Source organism: Synechococcus sp. CCY 0621 (assembly GCF_019038465.1).
GTDB lineage: Bacteria > Cyanobacteriota > Cyanobacteriia > PCC-6307 > Cyanobiaceae > Cyanobium.
The window spans coordinates 63,044-81,826 of record NZ_JAFKRH010000001.1; the positions used below are offsets into that span (position 1 = coordinate 63,044).

At 70.8% G+C, this 18,783-nt stretch carries 17 protein-coding genes; 7 read left to right on the forward strand and 10 right to left on the reverse strand.

Going from position 1 to position 18,783, the window contains the following annotated elements; translation table 11 throughout:
• Both KUG43_RS00335 and ggt read left to right on the forward strand, forming a co-directional pair.
• Nucleotides 1-3,777 carry a hydantoinase B/oxoprolinase family protein gene (locus tag KUG43_RS00335; protein WP_216905142.1) on the forward strand — a complete coding sequence of 1,259 codons (3,777 nt, stop codon included), beginning with the start codon at nucleotides 1-3 and terminating at the stop codon, nucleotides 3,775-3,777.
• Complete coding sequence (gene ggt / locus KUG43_RS00340; protein WP_216905143.1) at nucleotides 3,774-5,603, forward strand: gamma-glutamyltransferase; 1,830 nt, start codon at nucleotides 3,774-3,776, stop codon at nucleotides 5,601-5,603. The genes KUG43_RS00335 and ggt overlap by 4 nt, the downstream gene beginning before the upstream one ends.
• Before the next feature lie 3 nt (nucleotides 5,604-5,606).
• Here the strand turns inward: ggt and KUG43_RS00345 are convergent, their stop codons facing one another.
• Nucleotides 5,607-6,137: an HdeD family acid-resistance protein gene (locus tag KUG43_RS00345; RefSeq protein WP_216905144.1), complete on the reverse strand. Its 531-nt coding sequence runs from the start codon at nucleotides 6,135-6,137 to the stop codon at nucleotides 5,607-5,609.
• A 56-nt stretch (nucleotides 6,138-6,193) separates the two neighbouring features.
• Nucleotides 6,194-6,580: a hypothetical protein gene (locus tag KUG43_RS00350; RefSeq protein WP_216905145.1), complete on the reverse strand. Its 387-nt coding sequence runs from the start codon at nucleotides 6,578-6,580 to the stop codon at nucleotides 6,194-6,196.
• Nucleotides 6,581-6,692: 112 nt separating this feature from the next.
• Here KUG43_RS00350 and KUG43_RS00355 point away from each other — a divergent pair, with 112 nt between their 5' ends.
• Nucleotides 6,693-7,460, forward strand: coding sequence for a potassium channel family protein (locus KUG43_RS00355; RefSeq protein WP_353617870.1), 768 nt, complete (start codon nucleotides 6,693-6,695; stop codon nucleotides 7,458-7,460).
• On the opposite strand, the gene KUG43_RS00360 is transcribed toward KUG43_RS00355, so the two are convergent.
• Nucleotides 7,388-8,872 carry an NAD(P)/FAD-dependent oxidoreductase gene (locus KUG43_RS00360; protein WP_216905146.1) on the reverse strand — a complete coding sequence of 495 codons (1,485 nt, stop codon included), beginning with the start codon at nucleotides 8,870-8,872 and terminating at the stop codon, nucleotides 7,388-7,390. The genes KUG43_RS00355 and KUG43_RS00360 overlap by 73 nt on opposite strands.
• Before the next feature lie 153 nt (nucleotides 8,873-9,025).
• Between KUG43_RS00360 and KUG43_RS00365 the strand changes: the two genes are divergently transcribed.
• From KUG43_RS00365 to KUG43_RS16825, 4 genes are read left to right on the forward strand one after another with little or no spacing between them, the layout of a single operon-like run.
• Nucleotides 9,026-9,994, forward strand: coding sequence for a CobW family GTP-binding protein (locus tag KUG43_RS00365; protein WP_216905147.1), 969 nt, complete (start codon nucleotides 9,026-9,028; stop codon nucleotides 9,992-9,994).
• 7 nt (nucleotides 9,995-10,001) lie between these two features.
• On the forward strand, nucleotides 10,002-11,102 hold the full coding sequence (locus tag KUG43_RS00370) for a WD40 repeat domain-containing protein (protein WP_216905148.1): 1,101 nt from the start codon (nucleotides 10,002-10,004) through the stop codon (nucleotides 11,100-11,102).
• Nucleotides 11,099-12,064 carry a metal ABC transporter solute-binding protein, Zn/Mn family gene (locus KUG43_RS00375; protein WP_216905149.1) on the forward strand — a complete coding sequence of 322 codons (966 nt, stop codon included), beginning with the start codon at nucleotides 11,099-11,101 and terminating at the stop codon, nucleotides 12,062-12,064. Before KUG43_RS00370 ends, KUG43_RS00375 begins: the two co-directional genes overlap by 4 nt.
• Before the next feature lie 34 nt (nucleotides 12,065-12,098).
• Complete coding sequence (locus KUG43_RS16825) at nucleotides 12,099-12,347, forward strand: hypothetical protein (protein WP_286194231.1); 249 nt, start codon at nucleotides 12,099-12,101, stop codon at nucleotides 12,345-12,347.
• Here KUG43_RS16825 and KUG43_RS00385 read toward each other — a convergent pair.
• The 7 genes from KUG43_RS00385 to KUG43_RS00415 all read right to left on the reverse strand — a co-directional run bounded on the left by KUG43_RS00385 (nucleotide 12,344) and on the right by KUG43_RS00415 (nucleotide 18,782).
• Complete coding sequence (locus KUG43_RS00385) at nucleotides 12,344-13,060, reverse strand: 3'-5' exonuclease (RefSeq protein ID WP_286194232.1); 717 nt, start codon at nucleotides 13,058-13,060, stop codon at nucleotides 12,344-12,346. The two genes, KUG43_RS16825 and KUG43_RS00385, sit on opposite strands and share 4 nt — an antisense overlap.
• A gap of 746 nt (nucleotides 13,061-13,806) precedes the next feature.
• A complete protein-coding gene (locus tag KUG43_RS00390; protein ID WP_216905150.1) occupies nucleotides 13,807-14,142 on the reverse strand; it encodes a hypothetical protein in 336 nt (111 codons plus the stop codon).
• A gap of 315 nt (nucleotides 14,143-14,457) precedes the next feature.
• Nucleotides 14,458-15,372, reverse strand: a complete 915-nt coding sequence (locus KUG43_RS00395) for an ion transporter (RefSeq protein ID WP_216905151.1) — start codon at nucleotides 15,370-15,372, stop codon at nucleotides 14,458-14,460.
• Between the two features lie 2 nt (nucleotides 15,373-15,374).
• Complete coding sequence (locus KUG43_RS00400) at nucleotides 15,375-16,091, reverse strand: ABC transporter ATP-binding protein (RefSeq protein WP_216905152.1); 717 nt, start codon at nucleotides 16,089-16,091, stop codon at nucleotides 15,375-15,377.
• Complete coding sequence (locus tag KUG43_RS00405; RefSeq protein WP_216905153.1) at nucleotides 16,088-16,939, reverse strand: ABC transporter ATP-binding protein; 852 nt, start codon at nucleotides 16,937-16,939, stop codon at nucleotides 16,088-16,090. Before KUG43_RS00405 ends, KUG43_RS00400 begins: the two co-directional genes overlap by 4 nt.
• A complete protein-coding gene (locus tag KUG43_RS00410; RefSeq protein ID WP_216905154.1) occupies nucleotides 16,936-17,847 on the reverse strand; it encodes a branched-chain amino acid ABC transporter permease in 912 nt (303 codons plus the stop codon). Before KUG43_RS00410 ends, KUG43_RS00405 begins: the two co-directional genes overlap by 4 nt.
• A 5-nt stretch (nucleotides 17,848-17,852) precedes the next feature.
• A complete protein-coding gene (locus KUG43_RS00415) occupies nucleotides 17,853-18,782 on the reverse strand; it encodes a branched-chain amino acid ABC transporter permease (protein ID WP_216905155.1) in 930 nt (309 codons plus the stop codon).
• Between the last annotated feature and the right edge of the window lies 1 nt (nucleotide 18,783).

The window sequence follows — 18,783 nt, forward strand, 5'->3', positions numbered from 1 at the left end:
GTGGCGGACGCCTGGCGGTTCTGGATCGATCGGGGGGGCACCTTCACCGACCTGGTGGCCACCTCCCCCTCAGGCGAGAGGGTGGTGCGCAAGGTTCTCTCCCATCGCCCGGGCAACGGTGAGGCGGCGTCGGTCGATCCCGTGGTGGAGGTCCTGCGGGAGGTGCTCGGGCTGGCACCGGGAGTGAGTTTCCCTCCGGGGGTGATCGAGGAGGTGCGCCTGGGCACCACCGTGGCCACCAACGCCCTGCTGGAGCACCGGGCGGAGCCGGTGCTGCTGCTGGTGAACCGGGGCTTCGCCGATCTGCCCCGCATCGGCGACCAGCACCGTCCCGACATCTTCGCCCTCCAGATCGTGCCGCCCCGTCCCCTCAGGGTGCGGGTGATCGAGGTGGAGGGCCGCCTCGCGGCTGACGGCCAGGAGCTGGCGCCGCTCCGGCTCGACGACGCCCTCGCCGACCGGGTGAGTCGCGCCCTGGCCGACGGCTACCGGAGCTGTGCCGTGGCCCTGCTGCATGCCTATCGCGAGCCCGGCCACGAGCGGCAGCTGGGCGCCTGGCTGACGGCGCTCGGGGCCGGGCCTGTGGTGCTGTCCCATGCCGTCAGCCGCCAGCCCCGGCTGGTGCCCCGCTGCGCCACCGCCGTGGTGGAGGCGGCGGTGCGGCCCGTGCTGCGCCGCTACCTCGACCGGTTGGCCGCCGACCTCGGACCCCATGCCCGCCTGCGGGTGATGACCTCCAGCGGCGCCCTGCAGGCACCGGAGCGGCTGCTGGCCAAGGACACGATCCTCTCCGGACCTGCCGGCGGCATGGTGGGGGCCGTGGCGGCCGCCCGCGCCGCCGGCCTGGCCACCGGGCCGATCCTCGGCTTCGACATGGGCGGCACCTCCACCGATGTGTTTCATTTCGATGGCCGCCGCGGCGACGCCGGCTGGGAGCACGCGATCGAAACCGAGATCGTCGGTCTGCGGCTGCAGGCGCCGATGCTGCCGATCCATACCGTGGCGGCAGGGGGCGGTTCGGTGCTCCATGCCGACGGCGGTCGCCTGCAGGTGGGCCCCCAGTCCGCCGGGGCCCATCCCGGCCCGGCCTGCTACCGCAACGGTGGCCCCCTCACCGTCACCGACGCCAACCTGCTGCTGGGACGCCTGCCGGCCGCTGCCCTGCCGCGGGTGTTCGGCCCCGGCGGCGACCAGCCCGCCGATGCGTCCCTGGTGCGGGAACGCTTCGACGATCTGGCAGGCCAGCTCACGGCGGCCGGCAGCGCCGGCTTTTGGGCGGAGGCGGTGGCCCAGGGGGCCCTGGAGATCGCCGTCGAGAGGATGGCGGAGGCGATCCGGCGCATCTCGATCCAGCGGGGCCACGACATCCGCCAGGCCGTGCTGATCAGCTACGGCGGCGCCGGCGGCCAGCACGCCTGCCCCCTGGCCCGGCGTCTCGGCCTCGAAAGGGTGATGCTGCACCCCCTGGCCGGGGTGCTGTCAGCCCTCGGTATCGGCCTGGCGCCCCAGGGCCTGGTGCGGGAGCAGCCCGTGCGGCGGCCCCTTTCCGCCGCGCTCATGCCCCTGCTGACGCAGAGCATCGCCGATCTGGAGGCCTCCGCGCGCGCCGATCTGGAGGCCTGCGGCGATCTGACCGCCGGCGTCCCCTGTCGCCAGCGGGTGCAGCTGGAGCTGCGCAGCGCCGGCAGCGACCGCGGCCTGGAGGTGCCCTGGCTGCCCGCGCCGGAGGCCCTGCGCGAGGCCTATGAGGCAGAGCACTGCCGCCGCTTCGGCCACGTGGTGGCCGGTGAGGCGCTGGTGGTGGAGCGGGTGATGGTGGAGCTCTCCGCCGGGGTGGCGGAAGGCGAACCCGCACCGGCTCCGAACGCCTCGGTCGGCGCCGGGTCGCCGCCGCCCCCCGAGCTCACCCCCCTGTGTCTGCCGGAGGTTCCCCCCGCCGCGGGCAGCGCCGGCCCTTCCATGGCCTGGCGCCTGGTGCCCCTGTGGCGGCGCGAGCAGCTGGCGACCGGCCAGCTGCTGCGGGGGCCAGCCCTGGTGGTGGAACCCACCGGCACCACCGTGCTCGAGCCGGGTTGGACGGGCCGGGTGCTGGCGGGTGGCGAACTGCTGCTGGCCTGGGAACCCGGGGAAGCCCAGCCGCCGTCGGGCCGGGCCGCGCCGGCCCAGCGGGTGGCACCGGATCCCGCCGGACCCGATCCGGTGCGGCTGGAGCTCTACAACCATCGCTTCGCCGCCATCGCCGAGCAGATGGGGGTGCGCCTGCAGCAGAGCAGCCGCTCAGTCAACATCCGCGAGCGGCTCGACTTCTCCTGCGCCCTGTTCGACGCTGACGGCCGGTTGGTGGCCAATGCCCCCCACATCCCCGTGCACCTGGGCTCGATGGGGGCAAGCGTGGGCCAGCTGCTGGCGGCGGTGGCGCGGGGGGCGGTGCCGCCGCTGGCGCCAGGCGACGCCATCGCCGCCAATGATCCCTTCGCCGGCGGCACCCATCTGCCCGACATCACCGTGATCACGCCGGTGTTCGTTGCCGATGGCTCCGGGCCGCCGCCCTTCTTCGTGGCCTGCCGCGGTCACCACGCCGACGTGGGCGGCATCACCCCCGGCTCCATGCCCTCCTTCAGCCGCAGCATCAGCGAGGAGGGTCTGGTGCTCGCCAACGTGCCCCTGCTGCGGGGCGGGCGCTTCGAGGCGGCGCTATGGCGTACCCGGCTGGCGGCCGGTCCCCACCCGGTGCGCAACCCTGAGCAGCTGCTGGCCGATCTCCAGGCCCAGGTGGCGGCCAACCGGCTGGGGGCCGAGGAGTTGCAGCGCCTGGTCAAACGGGCCGGTGTGGACGAGGTGCGGGCCTACATGGGCCATGTGCAGGCGAACGCCGCCGAAGCCGTGCGCGGCGTCATCGATCGGCTCGAGGGCGGCTCCCACAAGGTGGAGCTCGACGACGGCAGCCGCATCGCCGTGGCGGTGCGGATCGACCGGGCCGCACGGCGGGCCACGGTGGATTTCACAGGCACCTCCCCCCAGCAGCCCGGCAACTTCAACGCCCCCCTGGCGATCACCCGGGCGGCGGTGCTCTACGTGTTCCGCTGCCTGGTGGGCCAGGCGATTCCCCTCAATGACGGCTGCTTCGATCCGATCGATCTGGTGGTGCCCCAGGGCTCCCTGCTGCATCCCAGCCCGCCGGCGGCGGTGGTGGCCGGCAACGTCGAAACCTCCCAGGCGGTCACCAACGCCCTGTTCGGTGCCCTGGGGCTGATGGCGGCGGCGCAGGGCACCATGAACAACCTCAGCTTCGGCGATGCGCGCTGCCAGTACTACGAGACCATCTGCGGCGGCACCGGGGCCGGGGTGCTGGCGGATGGAAGCGGCTTCGCCGGCGCCAGCGCCGTGCAGAGCCACATGACCAACTCGCGCCTCACCGATCCGGAGATCCTCGAGGATCGCTTCCCGGTGCGGCTGGAGCGCTTCGCCATCCGCACCGGCAGTGGCGGGGTGGGCCGCTGGCCGGGGGGCGAGGGGGTGGTGCGGCGGCTGCGCTTCCTGGCGCCGATGACCGCCGCCATTCTCTCGGGTTCCCGGCGGGTGCCCCCCTTCGGCCTGGCCGGTGGCGGTGACGGGGCGGTGGGCCGTAACCGGCTGGAGCGCGCCGATGGCCGGATCGAGGACCTCCCCGGCTGCGCCCAGGTGGCAGTGGAGCCCGGTGATCTGCTGGAGATCGCCACCCCCGGGGGCGGCGGCTATGGCACGCCGGTGGCAGGCCCGAACGGGGATCCCCCATGAGCAACGGGCGCCGGGGGGCCATCGGGGTGGCGCTGGTTGTGCTGGCCGCACCGGCGGCATTCGCCCAGCCTCCTGGGGCCCTTCAGCCCGCCGGCGCCCTGGGCAGCAACGTGCTGCAGGAGGGGGAGCAGCGCTTCCGGCCCCTCTGGTCGGCGAAGGGCATCGTCGCGGCCCAGGAGCCGCTGGCGGCGGCGGCCGGGGCGGCCACCCTGCGGGCGGGGGGCAACGCGGTGGACGGGGCCGTGGCCACCGCCTTCGCCCTGGCCGTCACCCTGCCCCAGGCGGGCAACCTGGGCGGCGGCGGCTTCCTTCTGCTTTGGTTGCCGGGGCCGTCGCCGGCAGCGGCGCGGGGCTGCCTGGCCGCCACGGTTCCCGGTGGTGCCGCCGGTGAGGGTCCGGAACGGCGCCTCGGCGGCGGCACGGCGGTGACGGTGAATTTCCGCGAAACCGCCCCCCAGGCCGCCCGACCCGAGATGTTCCTGGGCGCCGATGGCCAGGTCGACCGCGCCCGCGCCACCCGCAGCCTGCTCAGCACCGCCGTGCCTGGCACGGTCGCCGGCCTCACCCTGGCCCAGCGCTGCTACGGCCGTCTGCCCCTGGCCCAGGTGATGGCGCCGGCGATCACCCTTGCGGAACGGGGTTTCCCGGTGAGCAAGGACCTGAGCGATTCGTTGACCGCCTCAGCGCCCCTGCTGCGGGCCGACCCTGCCTCCCGCCGCCTCTTCCTGCCGCCTCCCACCCCGGGCACGCGGCTGCGCCAGCCGGAACTGGCGGCCACCCTGCGGCGCATCGCCGCCCAGGGAGAGCAGGGCTTCTATCGGGGGCCGGTGGCCGACGCCCTGGTGGCCGCCATGGAGCGGGGGGGCGGCCTCATCCGCCACGGCGATCTGCGCGCCTACCGCGCCCGGCTGGTGGCGCCCCTGCAGGGCCGCTTCCGCGGCCATCCGCTGCTCACCATGGCGCCGCCTGGCGGTGGTCTCACCCTGCTGCAGCTGCTGGCCATCCTCGAGCCCTTCGACTTGGCCGGCAGTGGCCTCAACGCCGCTGCCACCGTGCACGTGATGGCGGAGGCGATGAACCTGGCCTACCGCGACCGCAATGCCCTGCTCGGCGACCCCGACCAGGTGCCGGTGCCGGTGGAACGGCTGCTGTCGCCAGCCCACCTCGATGGCCTGCGCCGCCGCATCAATCCGCAGCGCCACACCCCGGCCCCGGCGCTGGAGGCGGCCTCCGCCCGTGAAGGCACCAACACCACCCACCTCTCGGTGGCCGACCGGCAGGGCGGCCTGGCGGCCCTCACCACCACCCTCAACTTCCCCTACGGCAACGGCATCAGCGTGCCAGGAATGGGCTTCCTGCTCAACAACGAGATGGACGATTTCACCGCCAGAGCGGGCAGCGCCAACGCCTTCGGCCTGCGCCAGGGGGAAGCCAACGCCATCGCCCCGGGCCGGCGGCCCCTCAGTTCGATGGCTCCCACCCTGGTGTTCCGCCCCGATGGCCGCCCCTGGCTCGCCACGGGCAGCCCCGGCGGCAGTCGCATCATCACCACCGTGCTGCAGGTGCTGCTCAACCGGGTGGTGCATGGCCTCAACCTGGCCAGCGCCGTGGCCTCGCCCCGGATCCACAGCCAGCTGTGGCCCGACCGGATCGATGCGGAGCAGGGCCTCAGCCCCGACACCCGCCGCCTGCTGGAGGCCATGGGCCACAGCGTCCGCCAGGCCCCGGCCATGGGGGCGGCCAACAGCGTCGAGGTGCTGGTGGGGGGCGGCAGTCTGGGGACGGTGGATCCGCGCCGGGCCGAGGGCCTGGCCGTGGCCGAGTGAGGCTCAGCCCTGAGGCGCGACGGGGGCTTGTGGCGGGGCGGCGGTGATCAGGTTGAAGGCGGAGAAGGCCAGGCCGAAACCGAACAGGGTGCCGATGGCCCAGATGCTGTCGGAGGGCCACTCGGCGATCAGCATCCCCCCCAGCACAACGGTGACAATGCCGTCGAGCAGCACCAGGCCCCTGGCCGGCCCTGTGCCGGCGGCGGCGCCCGCCAGCTCCATCACCCCCTCGACGGCCAGCAGGACGCCGATGAACAGGGTCAGGCTCACGGTGCTGGCCACCGGGAAGGCCACCAGGCCGATGCCGCCCACCACATACAGCACCCCGGAGATGGCGCGGAACACCTTGCTGCGGGTGTCATCGGCCGAGGTGAGCCGCAGCAGCTGAGAGGCACCCGCCGCCACCGCCACCCCACCGAGGGCGATGGTGAGCAGGGTGGCCGAGACGAAGGGAAGTGCCAGACAGAGGACGGCCGCCACGAGCAGCAGGCCGGCGGTGACCCAGCGCACGGTGGGGGAAGCGGGGACGGACAAGGGCTTGGGGAGGCTGGTGGGAGGCTAGGCCGCTTTCCCCGGGCCGACCGCCGGGCTCAGCGGGAGCGCGGCGGGCCGTTGTAGAGGATCGCCACCACCCGCCGGCCGTCCGGGGCGATCTGGATCTCGGTTTCCGTCGTGGCCGGCAGCCCCTTGGCCTCCCAGCCGGGGGGGCCTCCGTGGAAGCGGTAGACAAAGCCGTCGGCGTCGCTGCGCACCAGGCAGGGGTTGCTGGCCGCTGAGGTGGTGAACATGCAGTTGGCCGGGGTGTACACCGTCAGCCCGCCGTTGCTGAGCACGGCCGCGTTGCGGGCCAGGTTGAGGGCCCGGACTTCGTTGAAGGGGATCCCCTGGGCCAGGGCCGGGGCCAGGGGGGCCACCGCCAGCAGGAGCCCCGCGGCGGCGGGCAGCAGGCGGGAGGCGGGCCGGAAGCGGAAGGCCATGGAGATCCTCGCGGGTGTTTCCAGTATCCATCGGCTGAACGGACCCGCGTCCGGTGGCCGCTGGCCTCCGCAGAGGTTCGACCTACGTTGTCGGTTCCGATCCCTCGCCCCCGTGATCCGACCTCCGGCAGCCCCCGCCACGCCGGAAGGTCTGCTGCGGCGACGGCACCGCTTCTACCGTCGGCTGCTGTTTCTGTGCCTGCTGGTGATGCTGAGCCTGGCGTTTCCCGAGACGCTGCGCCTGGCCGGATCGGTGGGCTACTTCCTGATCACGCTCCTCACCACCGTCGAGCTGGGCGGCTTCCTCGCCGGCTCGGTGGCCCGTGACTGGGGTGACCGTCTGTACCTGGTGCTGGGAGGCGCCAACCTCGTCGCCCAGCTGTACTGGCTGCTGACCCCCGAGTCGCGGCGCCTGTCCGGGGTGCCCCTGCTGCTGATCACCACCCTGTTCATCGGCTGGAGCCTGGTGCGGCTGGTGCGGACCCTGGGCCGGGAGCCCCGGGCCACCCGGCCGGTGGTGGTCGGGGCGGTGGCCGGCTATCTCCTGCTTGGACTCAGTGGTGGCCTGGTGCTGAGCGCGCTGGAAACGATCCAGCCCGGCAGCTTCCTGGCCAACACCGCCGATGGCCAGGCCGCCATCGTTCGCTCCCATTCCGGGGTGGCTGCCCACAGTGTCTGGGAGCTGGATTTCGCCCGCATCAATTACTTCGCCTTCGTCAGCCTCACCACCACCGGCTATGGCGACATCACCCCGGCCCTGCCGCCGGCGCGGATGGCCAGCGTGGTGCTGGGGATCGCCGGGCCGCTCTACATCGCCGTGATTCTGGGGGTGCTGATCAGCCGATTCGCGGCCCCGGAGGAGGGTGACTCCGGCGACTGAGACGCGCCATCCGGCGTCAGGGCCCGCTCAAGGCCCACATCCACCCCGAGGTGCTGATCGGGACGGCCGGTGATCAGCAGCGCCGTGCGCTGGCGGGTGGCGATCTGCCACATCCATTTGCTGAACAGGGCGATGCGGTTCTCGGTGTCGGGGATGAAGGCCAGATGGGCCAGGGCCCACAGAATCCAGCCCGCCAGCCCACTCACATGCAGCCCGCGCAGATCGGCCACCGCGTACCAGGGGCCGATCACGGCCATGCTGCCGAGATCGAACCAGCGGAAGGGCTCGCTGCGGCGGCCTTCGAGGCCCGCCAGGATGTCTCGCGCCACCCAGCCGCCCATCTGCACCGCCGGCCCCGCCATGCCCGGCAGCACCCGGCCGTCACCGGTGTGGGCGTAATGGCAGAGATCGCCCACCGCCCGGATCTCCGGGTGCCCCGGCAGCGAGAAGTCGGCCTCCACCTGCAGCCGGCCGCCCCGGTCGACGGGGGCGCCGGTGCGTTCCGCCAGCAGCCGGCCCAGGCGGGAGGCCCGCACCCCGGCGGTCCAGCAGATCGTGGCGGCCTCCAGGTCGCCGAGGCCATCGCCGCCGGCGTCCGCCGCGCCAGCGACAGCCTCCGGGGGGCGCTTGAGGATCACCCGGCCCGGCTCGATCGCCGCCACCAGCGTGTTCAGGCGCAGCTCGACGCCGGCCCGCTCCAAATAGGCTGCGGCATCCAGAGACAGGTTGGCGGCCATCGCGGGCAGCACCCGGTCGACCGCATCCAGCAGGACCACCCGGCACTGGTCGCGATCGAGCTGCTTGAAGTCCCGGGCCACAGCGCGGTGCATCAGCTCGATCAGGGAGCCGGCCAGTTCACACCCCGCCGGACCGGCCCCCACCACCACCACCGATTGCAGGAAGCGGCGCCGCTCGGGGTCCCGGGTCTGCTCGGCTTCTTCGAGGGCCATCAGCAGCCGGCGGCGGATCTCATCGGCGTGCTCGAGGATCTTCATCGGCGGCGCCAGGGGCCGCCATTCCTCGTGGCCGAAGTAGGTGCTGCCCGAACCGCTGGCCAGGATCAGGTGGTCATAGGCGTAGCGGTGGTCGTTGAACACCACCTCCCTGGCCTCGGTGTCGATGTCGACCACCTCGCCCAGCAGGATCTGGATGTTCGCGGCCTCGCCCACCATCTGGCGCAGGGGCGAGGCCACATCCGCCTCCGAAACGAGTCCGGAGGCCACCTGGTAGAGCAGGGGCTGGAAGAGGTTGAAGTTGCGCTTGTCGATCAGGGTGACGCGCACCGACTGGCCTGCCAGGGCGTTGCAGGCCTTGAGCCCGGCGAAGCCCCCGCCGACGATGACCACGTGGGGCCAGTCGCGCATGGCCTCCAGGGGCGGATCCAGCTCGAGGAAAAAGCGTTCCGGGGCCATCGCTCCACATCCTCACAGCAAGAACGTAGGCAGCCCGCCATGCCGGGGCGGTAGTGAAGGACGCGGTTTGCGTTGAAGCGCGGACGCACTCCCAGCGGCTGCTAACTTGATAATGATTCCCAAACCCGGCCCGGCAGCGCCAGGCCCCTGCCTATGGCCTCCCCTCGGGATCGCTTGCCAGTCACCGTTCTCACGGGCTATCTCGGCTCCGGCAAGACCACGCTGCTGAACCGGATCCTCACCCATGAGCACGGCCTGAAAGTGGCCGTGATCGTCAACGAATTCGGCGACGTGGGCATCGACAACCAGCTGGTGATCGAGGCCGATGAAGAGATCTTCGAGATGAACAACGGCTGCATCTGTTGCACCGTGCGTGGCGACCTCATCCGCATCATCGGCAATCTGATGAAGCGCCGCGACCGTTTCGACCATCTGGTGATCGAGACCACCGGCCTGGCTGATCCCGCCCCGGTGATTCAGACCTTCTTCGTCGATGAGGACCTGCGCGACGAACTGAAGCTCGATGCCGTGGTCACCCTGGTTGACCTCAAGCATGTGGAGCAGCACTGGGACTGCGAGGAGGTCCAGGAGCAGCTCGCCTTCGCCGATGTGCTGCTGCTCAACAAGATCGATCTGGTCGATGTCGAGGCCTGCGTGGCGATCCAGCAGCGGACCCGGGCCCTCAATCCGCTGGCGCGGGTGATTCCCACCTGCCAGGCCGATGCGGCGATGGACCAGATCCTCGGCGTGGAGGCCTTCAGCCTTGAGCGAGCCCTGGCGATCGATCCGGAGTTTCTGACCTCCGACCACGACCATGAACACGACGGGGCTGTTGGCTCGGTGGCCTTCATCGAAGAGCGCCCGATGAGTTACAAGAAGCTGGAGCGATGGATCGATCGGCTGGTAAGTGAACGGGGCCCCGATCTGTTCCGGATGAAGGGCATCCTGCGGATCGACGGAGACAGCCATCGCTACGTCTTCCAGTCGGTGCACATGCTGATCGACAGCACCCGGGATCGCCCCTGGCGTGACGGCGAAACCCCCAGCACCCAGTTCGTGATCATCGGCCGCGATCTCGACGAGGCCGCCCTGCGGGCCGGCTTCGAGGCCTGTGTGGCCTGAGGACACCATGGCGGCCCCCCCGACCCTGGTGCAGGAGCGACTCTGCGGCGCCTGCAGCCACGCGATCACGGCCCAGGCCTGGTCGGCCGATGGCGAGCTGCTGGCCATGGCGACGGCCGGCGGCGAGCTGTTGTTGATCGATTTCCGCGCTGGCTGCGAGGAGTGGCTGCGCGGCGAGCGGGACTGCAGCCTCGATGTGGCGGGCTTCAGCGCCGACGACCGCTTTCTGATGGCGGCGGGCCAGGACGGGAAGCTGCTGCTGTGGGAGCTGGGGGGCTCCGGTGTGCGGCCGATCGCCTTCGACCCCCTGCCTCTAGGTGGCCACTGGCTGGATGCGGCCGCCTGGCAGCCCCAGGGCTCCCTGTTGGCGGTGGGGGCCGGCAAGCAGGTGCGGCTGTGGGATGGCGCCAGCCGGAGCCTGCGCCCGGAGAGCCAGGAGCTGAAGGGCACGGTGCTGGCCCTGGCCTGGAGCCGTGATGGCCGGCGGCTGGCGGCGGTCTGCCACGGCGAGGTGCTGCTCTGGTCTCCGGACGACCCTGTCCAGGCCCCGCAGCGCTGCGCCACCGGTTCGGCGGGGCTGTCCCTGGGATGGTCCGGCCAGGGCAACCTGCTGGCCAGCGGCCAGCTGGACGGCTCGCTGATGCTCTGGCCCGACGGCGGGGCCGGTCGCGGCTGGCAGTTCCGTGGCTTCCCCGGCAAGGCGCGGGCCCTGACCTGGTGTGATCAGCCGGGGCGCCTGGCGCCGCTGCTGGCCGTCGCCTCCGCCGACATCGCCGTGCTCTGGAGTCAGCAGGATCGCGGTGCCAAAGGCTGGAAGCCGGAACCCCTGGTGCTGCATGAAGGCCGTGTCCATGCCGTCGCCTTTGCCCCCGGCAGCAGCCTGCTGGCCACCGCCTCGGGCGATGGCACGGTGGGTCTCTGGGATGGGCGAGGCCGGTTGCAGCAGTTGCTCGAGGGCGACGGCCAGGCCATCACCAGCCTCAGCTGGCGACCCGATGGCCGCCATCTGGTCGCCGGTGGTGAGCAGGGCCAGTGGTGGCTCTGGCCCGTGACCCTGCCCCCATCCGTCCGCTCGCGCCCCCCCAGTCCCGGAGGTTTTGCCCCATGATCCAGCCCCCTTCCCGTCGTCCCCTGCTGGCCCTGGCCATGGGTCTGTCCGCCCTCCTGCTGGCCTGCCGTCCGGCGGTGGAGTCGGCAGCACCCCAGGGCGGCCGCACCGATCGCCCCAAGGTGGTGACCACCTTCCTGCCGATCACCCTGTTCACCCGCGCCGTGGCCGGCGACTGCGCCGAGGTGACGGCGCTGATCCCCGCCGCCAGCGGCCCCCATGATTTCCAGGCCCGGCCGGGAGATGTGGCGGCCATCCGCAACGCCAGGGTGCTGGTGAAGAACGGCCTGGGCATGGAATCGTTCCTCGACAAGCTGGTGCAGGGCGCCGAAAACCCCGCCCTCAAGGTGATCGATTCCAGCCGCGGCATCGCCACCCTGGAGAACACCGAAAAGCCCGCCGGCGAGAACGACCATGGCCATGATCACGGCCACGACCACGGCCCCATCAATCCCCACATCTGGCTCGATCCGGTGCGGGCCGCCCAGCAGGTGGACAACATTCGCGATGGCCTGATCGCCGCCGATCCCGCCTGCGCCGATGGCTACCGCCGCAATGCCGCCGCCTTCAGCGGCCAGCTGCGCCAGCTCAACACAGAATTCGAGAAGCAACTGGCGCCCTTCCGGGGCAAGACCTTTGTGGTGGTGCACGACTTCGCCCCCTACTTCGCCGAGCGCTACGGCCTCAAGGCCGAGTACCTGGTGGATGTGCCCGAGCAGAACCCCTCGCCGGCGGATCTGGCGCGGGTGGCCGACACGGTGAAGCGCAGCCAGCTGCGGGCCCTGCTCAGCGAGCCCCAGGAGGGCAACCGCTCCTTCAACGCCCTGGCCGGCGATCTCGGGATCCGCATCAGCGTCTTCGATCCGATGGAAACCGGCACCGAGGAGGCCTCCCGCAAGCCGGCCACCTATGGCGAGGTGATGGGCCGCAACGTCGCCGACCTGGTGAGCGCGTTCCGCTGATGCAAGCGCCGGAGGTTGGGGGTCTGGTGATCAGATGACGGAGCTCTCCCAGCTCGGCACGGTGATCGGCCAGCCGTTCATGCAGCGTGCCCTGGTGGGGGGACTGCTGAGCGGGACCCTGGGCGGCCTGCTGGGCAGTTTCGCCGTGCTGGGGCTGCTCGGTTCTGGCCTCACCAACCTGCCCTCGGGCCCCTGCGTGGTGATCGTGCAGTTCTTCGGCTTACTTCTGGCCCTTGGCGTCAGCCTGTGGCGCCGGCAGCGGGGCAGGACGTCCCTGGCCTAGTCGGCCGTTCCGTCCCGGCCCGCCGCCAGCACGATGTTGGCGCAGGCCTCGGCGTCGGAGAGGGCATCGTGGTGCTGGAGTGGCAGTCCCAGATGGCGGCACACATCCGGCAATTTGGTGGGCCGCAGATTCCAGGCCTGCCTGGCCAGCTGGACCGTGCAGACAAAAGGTTGGCTCGGAGGCCGCAGGCCGGCCTGCTCACAGCAGGCCCGCATCACGCCGGCATCAAAACTGGCGTTGTGGGCGGCGATGAATTGCGCCCCCTCCAGACAGGCCGCCAGCTGCGGCCAGAGCTCCGCGAACGGGGGTTCCTGGGCCACCTGCGACCAGCTGATGCCGTGGATGGCGGTGAACTGGAAGGTCCGCCGCGGCGGGCGAATCAAGCGATGCTCGCGGCGCACGATGGTTCGCCGCTCCACCCGCACCAGGGCGATCGAGCAGGCGCTGTCACGGCCTTGATCGGCCGTCTCGAAATCCAGGGCCACGAAGCAACCCTGCGGAACGTCCCCCAGGCCAGGGCCGATCACTGGCGCTGGCGATGGTTGCCGCTGGCGCAGGGCGGCTTCAGCGCAACGCAGAAAGAGCCGTTCATCACGTTCCAGGTTGGCGGCACCCCAGCGACTGCGGTGCGTCCACAGTTGTTCATAGCGAAGGACGTCCTGCTCCGCCCAGCCCACTGCCCTGAGTGCAGCGCCACGGCACGACTCATCCATGGGTCTGACGGCTGGCGTTGTCTCTCCTGCTTACCAGAGGCCGCGGGCCTACGGGGCGACGGCAGCACGGGGGCACCGCCAAAGCGCCAGCGCACACCGCCGTCGTAGCTGAGTTCGTTGACGTTGCTCCGGAAGGAGCCCCCCACCCCGGCGTGTGTTGGCGGCTGGTGCCGTTGTTGACCGGCAAGGTGGGGCCGGCCAGGGGACGTGCCGACGAAGCTGTTCCAGCTGCCCCCTCTGACAAAGGGCCTTTTCAGCACCGGATCCCACACAAAACCATTAAAAGACTCTGGACCAGCTGTGAATTTTGAACCAGGAACTCTTCCGGAAGTCCGTGACTCCGTTTGAGCCGCTCAGGGCTGTCCAGGGGCGAAACACCTGGATAGATTGATGGAATAAATCGTGCCGTTGAACGTCACCTTGAGCGGTGCGGCTTCTCAAGGCTGCAACGGGATCAGGAAACCCATGGCAGCGAGCAGGACTACGGAGCTCGGCACTATGGCCTTGATTGGATTGATCAGCAGCGGCCGGAGATGGAACTGCCACCAGTGACCCGCTTGATTGGCTCTGCTCTGGCTATCACGAGCAAGGACCATCTTGGGTTGAAGCAGTGGGTTGGCCACGTGCCATTGTTCTCACTCGACAACGTAATGGAGGTGGAAGAAAAACGCCAGTTTCTGATATCTCGCATCGGGCTCGCCGCTCACCCGCATGGGCGTGTCCTTTGAGATGACGCCCCACACTGGCTAGTTCACTTGCCTGACTTCGACGGTCGCCATCTGCAGATGGTTGCTGGCCCTGCAGACGGCAGACCCCTGGCCCGTACCCCCCTGGTTGGTCCGGCTGGTGAAGGTCCATTGGAAGGTTCGTTGCGCCCCGTCATCCGCTGTTTCGTCAAAGCGGCTGATTCGTTTGTAACTGTCTGGATACAGCAGTTTGCTACTTGCGAGTTTCTCGCATTCCGCCTGTTGTTCTGAGCGCCGATCCTTCACGGTCACCTCTGGTGCCGGATCGGGTAAGAAGGTAAGCCTGCCCAGCAGCCCGAGGCTGGCGAGAAGGACCAGGCCCGTGCAGCAGAGCACGGCAATGACCCATCGCGGTTTTCCATTGTTCCGATTTCGCCGGCTCCGCAGCAACCTGGCAATGGAGCGCGATCGTCGAGCCTGAGTTCTCTGCCTACGGGCTGGGTTGGCTCGCTTGCGTTTCCTGCTGCGGCGCTTCAGCCACGATGTCAGAGGATTGTTCAGGCCAGCCATTCAGATGGTCTGGCGATGGGCAGGTGGACGGACTGCAAAGAAAATGGGCTGTTGACCATATCCGCATATCATAGCAGTCATTTTTCCGCGGACAGGTCCCTCTTCCCTTCTGTCTGGCGAGGGACACTCCGGCGACTTTACTCAGAGCCCAGCCCCGCAGAACTTGCAATGGAGCGCATCAGGATCATGGCCGCCCTTCTGGCAGGCCCCGCAGACGATCAACTGTTTTTGATCCTCCTGCTGCGGGGCCTGGAACTCGCCCGATCCGGCTGACGTTCCTGCGGCAGGCCGCAGCACCTTCAGGCCGATTTCGGCGCTGAGGATGCCGGTGGGCACGGCGATGATGCTGTAGCCGATCAGCATCACCACCGAGGCCATGAAGCGCCCCAGGGGTGTCACCGGGGCCACGTCGCCGTAGCCCACCGTGGTGATCGTGACGCAGGCCCAGTAGATGGCCACCGGAATGCTGCCGAAGCCGTCATTGCCGGCCTCGATCACATACATGAAGGCGCCGATCAGGATCACCAGCGTCACCATGGCCAGCAGGAACACGGTGATCTTGCGGCGGGCGGCGATCAGGGCGCTCCAGAGCAGTTCCGCCTCCTGCAGGTAGGCCCCCAGCTTCAGCACCCGGAACACCCGCAGCAGCCGCAGCACCCGCACCACCAGGAACAGCTGCCCGCCACCGATCAGCAGGCCCAGGTAGGAGGGCAGGATCGCCATCAGATCCACAATCCCGAAGAAGCTGGTGGCGTACCGCCGTGGCTCCGCCACCACCAGCAGCCGCAGCAGGTATTCGAGGCTGAACAGCAGGGTGAAGCCCCACTCCAGCCGCAGGAAGGTGCCGGCCCAGTGTTGCCGCAGCAGTGGGTCGCTCTCCAGCACCACCGCCAGCACACTCAGGGCGATCGCCAGCATCAGCAGGGCGTCGAAGGCCTTGCCGGAGGGGGTGTCCGTCTCGAGGATGGTGCGCTCCAGCCACGGGCGCCCGACCACCCGCACCAGGGCCAGGGCCAGGACGATCAGGCCGCCCAGCAGCAGCGGCACCAGCACCATCCTCAGCCGCTCCCCAGGTAGGAGGCCCGCAGCCCCGCATCGGCCAGCAGGTCGGCGGCGCTGCCCTCCAGGCTGATGCTGCCGCTCTCCAGCACCACGCCGCGGTCGGCGATCTCCAGGGCGGCGGTGGCGTTCTGCTCTACCAGCAACATCGACAGCCCGCCTGCGTGCAGGGCCGCCAGGGCGGCCATCACCTCGGCCACCAGTTTTGGCGCCAGGCCCAGGCTGGGCTCATCCAGCAGCAGCAGGCTGGGCCGGCCCATCAGGGCCCGGGCGATTGCCAGCATCTGCTGCTCGCCCCCGGACAGATTGCCGGCCAGCTGGCGGCGCCGTTCCGCCAGGCGGGGAAACAGGCCGTAGCAGCGTTCCAGGTCGGCGGCGATGCCGGCCCGGTCGCGTCGCAGCCAGGCACCCAGTTCCAGGTTGGTGGCCACGGTCTGCCGCGCCAGCACCCGCCGGCCCTCAGGACAGTGGCCGATGCCGAGGCGCACCGTGCGGTGGGTGCGCACCCCCGCCAGGTCGGCGCCGCGCCACAGCACCTGGCCGGCGGCGGTAGGAACCAGCCGGGAGATGGCGCGCAGGGTGGTGCTCTTGCCGGCGCCGTTGGCCCCCAGCAGCGTCACCAGCTCGCCCTCCCGCACCTGCAGATCGAGTCCCCGCAGAGCGGTGAGGGCGCCGTAGCGCACCGTGAGCCGGCGCAACTCGAGCAATGGCGTCATCGGCCGTCTCCGGCGGCCCGGCCCGCGCCGCCGCCCGAGCCCCCACCCGAACCCCCACCCGAACCCCCCAGGTAGGCCTCGATCACCCGCGGGTCGCGACGCACCTCGGCGGGGCTGCCCAGGGCGATCCGTTCGCCGAAGTTGAGCACCGCCAGGCGGTCGCAGAGCCGCATCATCAACGGCACGTGGTGCTCAATGATCAGCACCGTCAGGGCGAACTGGTCGCGGATCCGGCCGATCAGCTGCTGCAGGTCGTCCTTTTCGGAGGGGTTCATGCCGGCGGCAGGTTCATCCAGCAGCAGCAGCTGGGGTGCCGTCGCCAGGGCCCGGGCGATCTCCAGCCGCCGACGGTCGCCGTAGGGCAGATCCCCGGCCCGCTGCTCCGCCAGGGCCCCCAGATCCAGCAGGCTCAGCAGCTCCATCGCCCGGGCCTCCAGCCGCCCCTGGTGGCGGCGGAAGCTGCCGTTGCCCAGCAGGGCCCCCAGCAGGGGGGCGCGGGCGGCGTTGTGCAAGCCCACCAGCACGTTCTCCCGCACCGACAGGCTTTCGAACAGTCGCAGGTTCTGGAAGGTGCGGGCGATGCCGAGCCGGTTGAGACCGCTGGCCCCCAGGCCCGTGGTGGGCACCCCCCGCCAGAGGCAGCGGCCGCCGCTGGGGTTGGTGAGGCCGGAGATCACGTTGAACAGGGTGGTCTTTCCGGCGCCGTTGGGGCCGATCAGGCCAAAGATCTCCCCCTCAGCCAGCTCCAGGCTCACCCGATCAAGGGCCAGCAGGCCGCCGAAGCGACAGCTGATCGCCTCCACCTGCAGCAGGGGAGACGGGGCGGTGCCGTGGGTGCTGTGGCTCATGGGGCCTGGGGAGCCTGGTGGCCCCGTTTGCGGCCCAGGCGGAGAAGGGCGGCCAGCCAGCGCAGCCGCTCCGCCGTCACCAGTCCCTGGGGAAAGAACAGCGGACCCAGCAGGATCACCGCCCCGAACAGGATCAGGCGCAGGTCCCCCACCGGCCGCAGCAGCTCCGGCAGGGCGGTGAGTGCCAGGCCCCCCAGCACCGGCCCCAGCCAGAAGCGCGAACCGCCGAACACCACGAAGGCCAGGGTGGTGATGCTGGCGTCGAAGCTGCCGGCACGGGCGTTCCAGGAATTGAAGAAGTGGGCGGCCAGCGCCCCGGTGATGCCGGCGAGCACGGCGCTGGCCACGAAGGCGATCAGCTTGGTGCGCGGCGTGTCGATGCCCACGCTGGCGGCCGCCAGTTCGTCGTCGCGGATGGCCGCCATCGCCCGCCCCAGCCGCATCGCCTCGAGCCGCTGGCACAACCAGCAGGCCAGGGCCAGCAGCGCCAGGGTGAACAGCACGTAGCCGCCGGCGTGCGCGAAGGGCTGGGGGATACCGAAGATGCCCATGGCGCCGCCGGTGAAGGGCAGGTTGAGGTTGAGCACCCGCAGGATCTCCACCAGGGCGATCGTGGCGATGGCCAGGTAGATGCCCCGCAGCCGCAGCACTGGCCCGCCGATCGCCAGGGCGATCAGCCCCGCCAGCATCCCCCCCAGCACCATCTCCGCCACCAGGGCCGGCAGCGGAGAGGTGGCGCCGCTGCCGGCGAAGGCGGCGACGCCGGTGGAGAGCAGGGCGGCCACGTAGCCCCCCACCGCATAGAAGCCCGGGGTGGCCAGCGACAGCTGGCCGCAGCGCAGGGGCAGGTAGACCGAGAGCGCCAGCAGGGAGCCGAGCAGCATCTGTTCGAGCAGGGCGGCGTCCATGGCCCTCACACCTTGGTGGGCAGCGGCCGGCCCAGCAGCCCCCGGGGCCGCAGCAGCAGCACCAGGAACAGGAAGCCATAGCTCACGGCATCTTTGTACCCCGACCAGTCGGCCGGTACAAAGGCTTCCGCCAGGCCGACGATCAGCCCGCCCAACACCGCCCCCGGCACACTGCCCAGCCCGCCCAGCACCAGCACCGCCAGCCCCTTGAGGCCGTAGCCAATGCCGAAGTAGGGCCCGGCGATGCTGACGCTCAGCCCCACCAGCCCGCCGGCCACCCCGGCCAGGAAGCCGCTGAGCCCGAAGGCGAGCCGCACCATGGCTGTGCTGTCGATGCCCAGCAGCTGGGCGGTTTCGGGGTCCTCGGCCACCGCCTGCAGCCCCTTGCCGTTGCGGCTGCCCTCCAGCCACAGGGTGAGCAGGGCCAGCAGCAGCACCGCGATCCCCAGCAGCAGGGCCTGGACCGTGCGCACCCTGGCCCCCAGCAGGGGGAAGGAGGCCGGCAGGCCGCCGAGGGCGCCGGTGGGGATGGCATAGCTTTCGGCTCCCACCAGCAGCTGGATCAGGTTCACCAGGATCACGCCGGCCCCGAGGCTGGTGATCAGGGCCAGCAGGGGGTCGGCCCGGCGGCGACGCAGGGGGCGGAAGGCCACCCGCTCCACCAGCAGGGCCACCAGGGCCGCCCCCAGCCCCGCCAGGGGCAGGGCACCCCAGAAGGGCAGGGCGAAGGGCAGCTGGAAGCCGGCCAGCAGACCGTTGGCCCCCACCGCGCCGCCGATCAGCAGGTAGGTGAAGTAGGCCCCCAGGGTGAACACCGCCCCATGGGCGAAGTTGATCACCCCCAGGACCGAGAACACCAGGGTGTAGCCGAGGGCGAACAGCCCGTAGACGGCCCCCACCGACAGACCGTTGACCAGGATCTGGAGCAGGTCCACC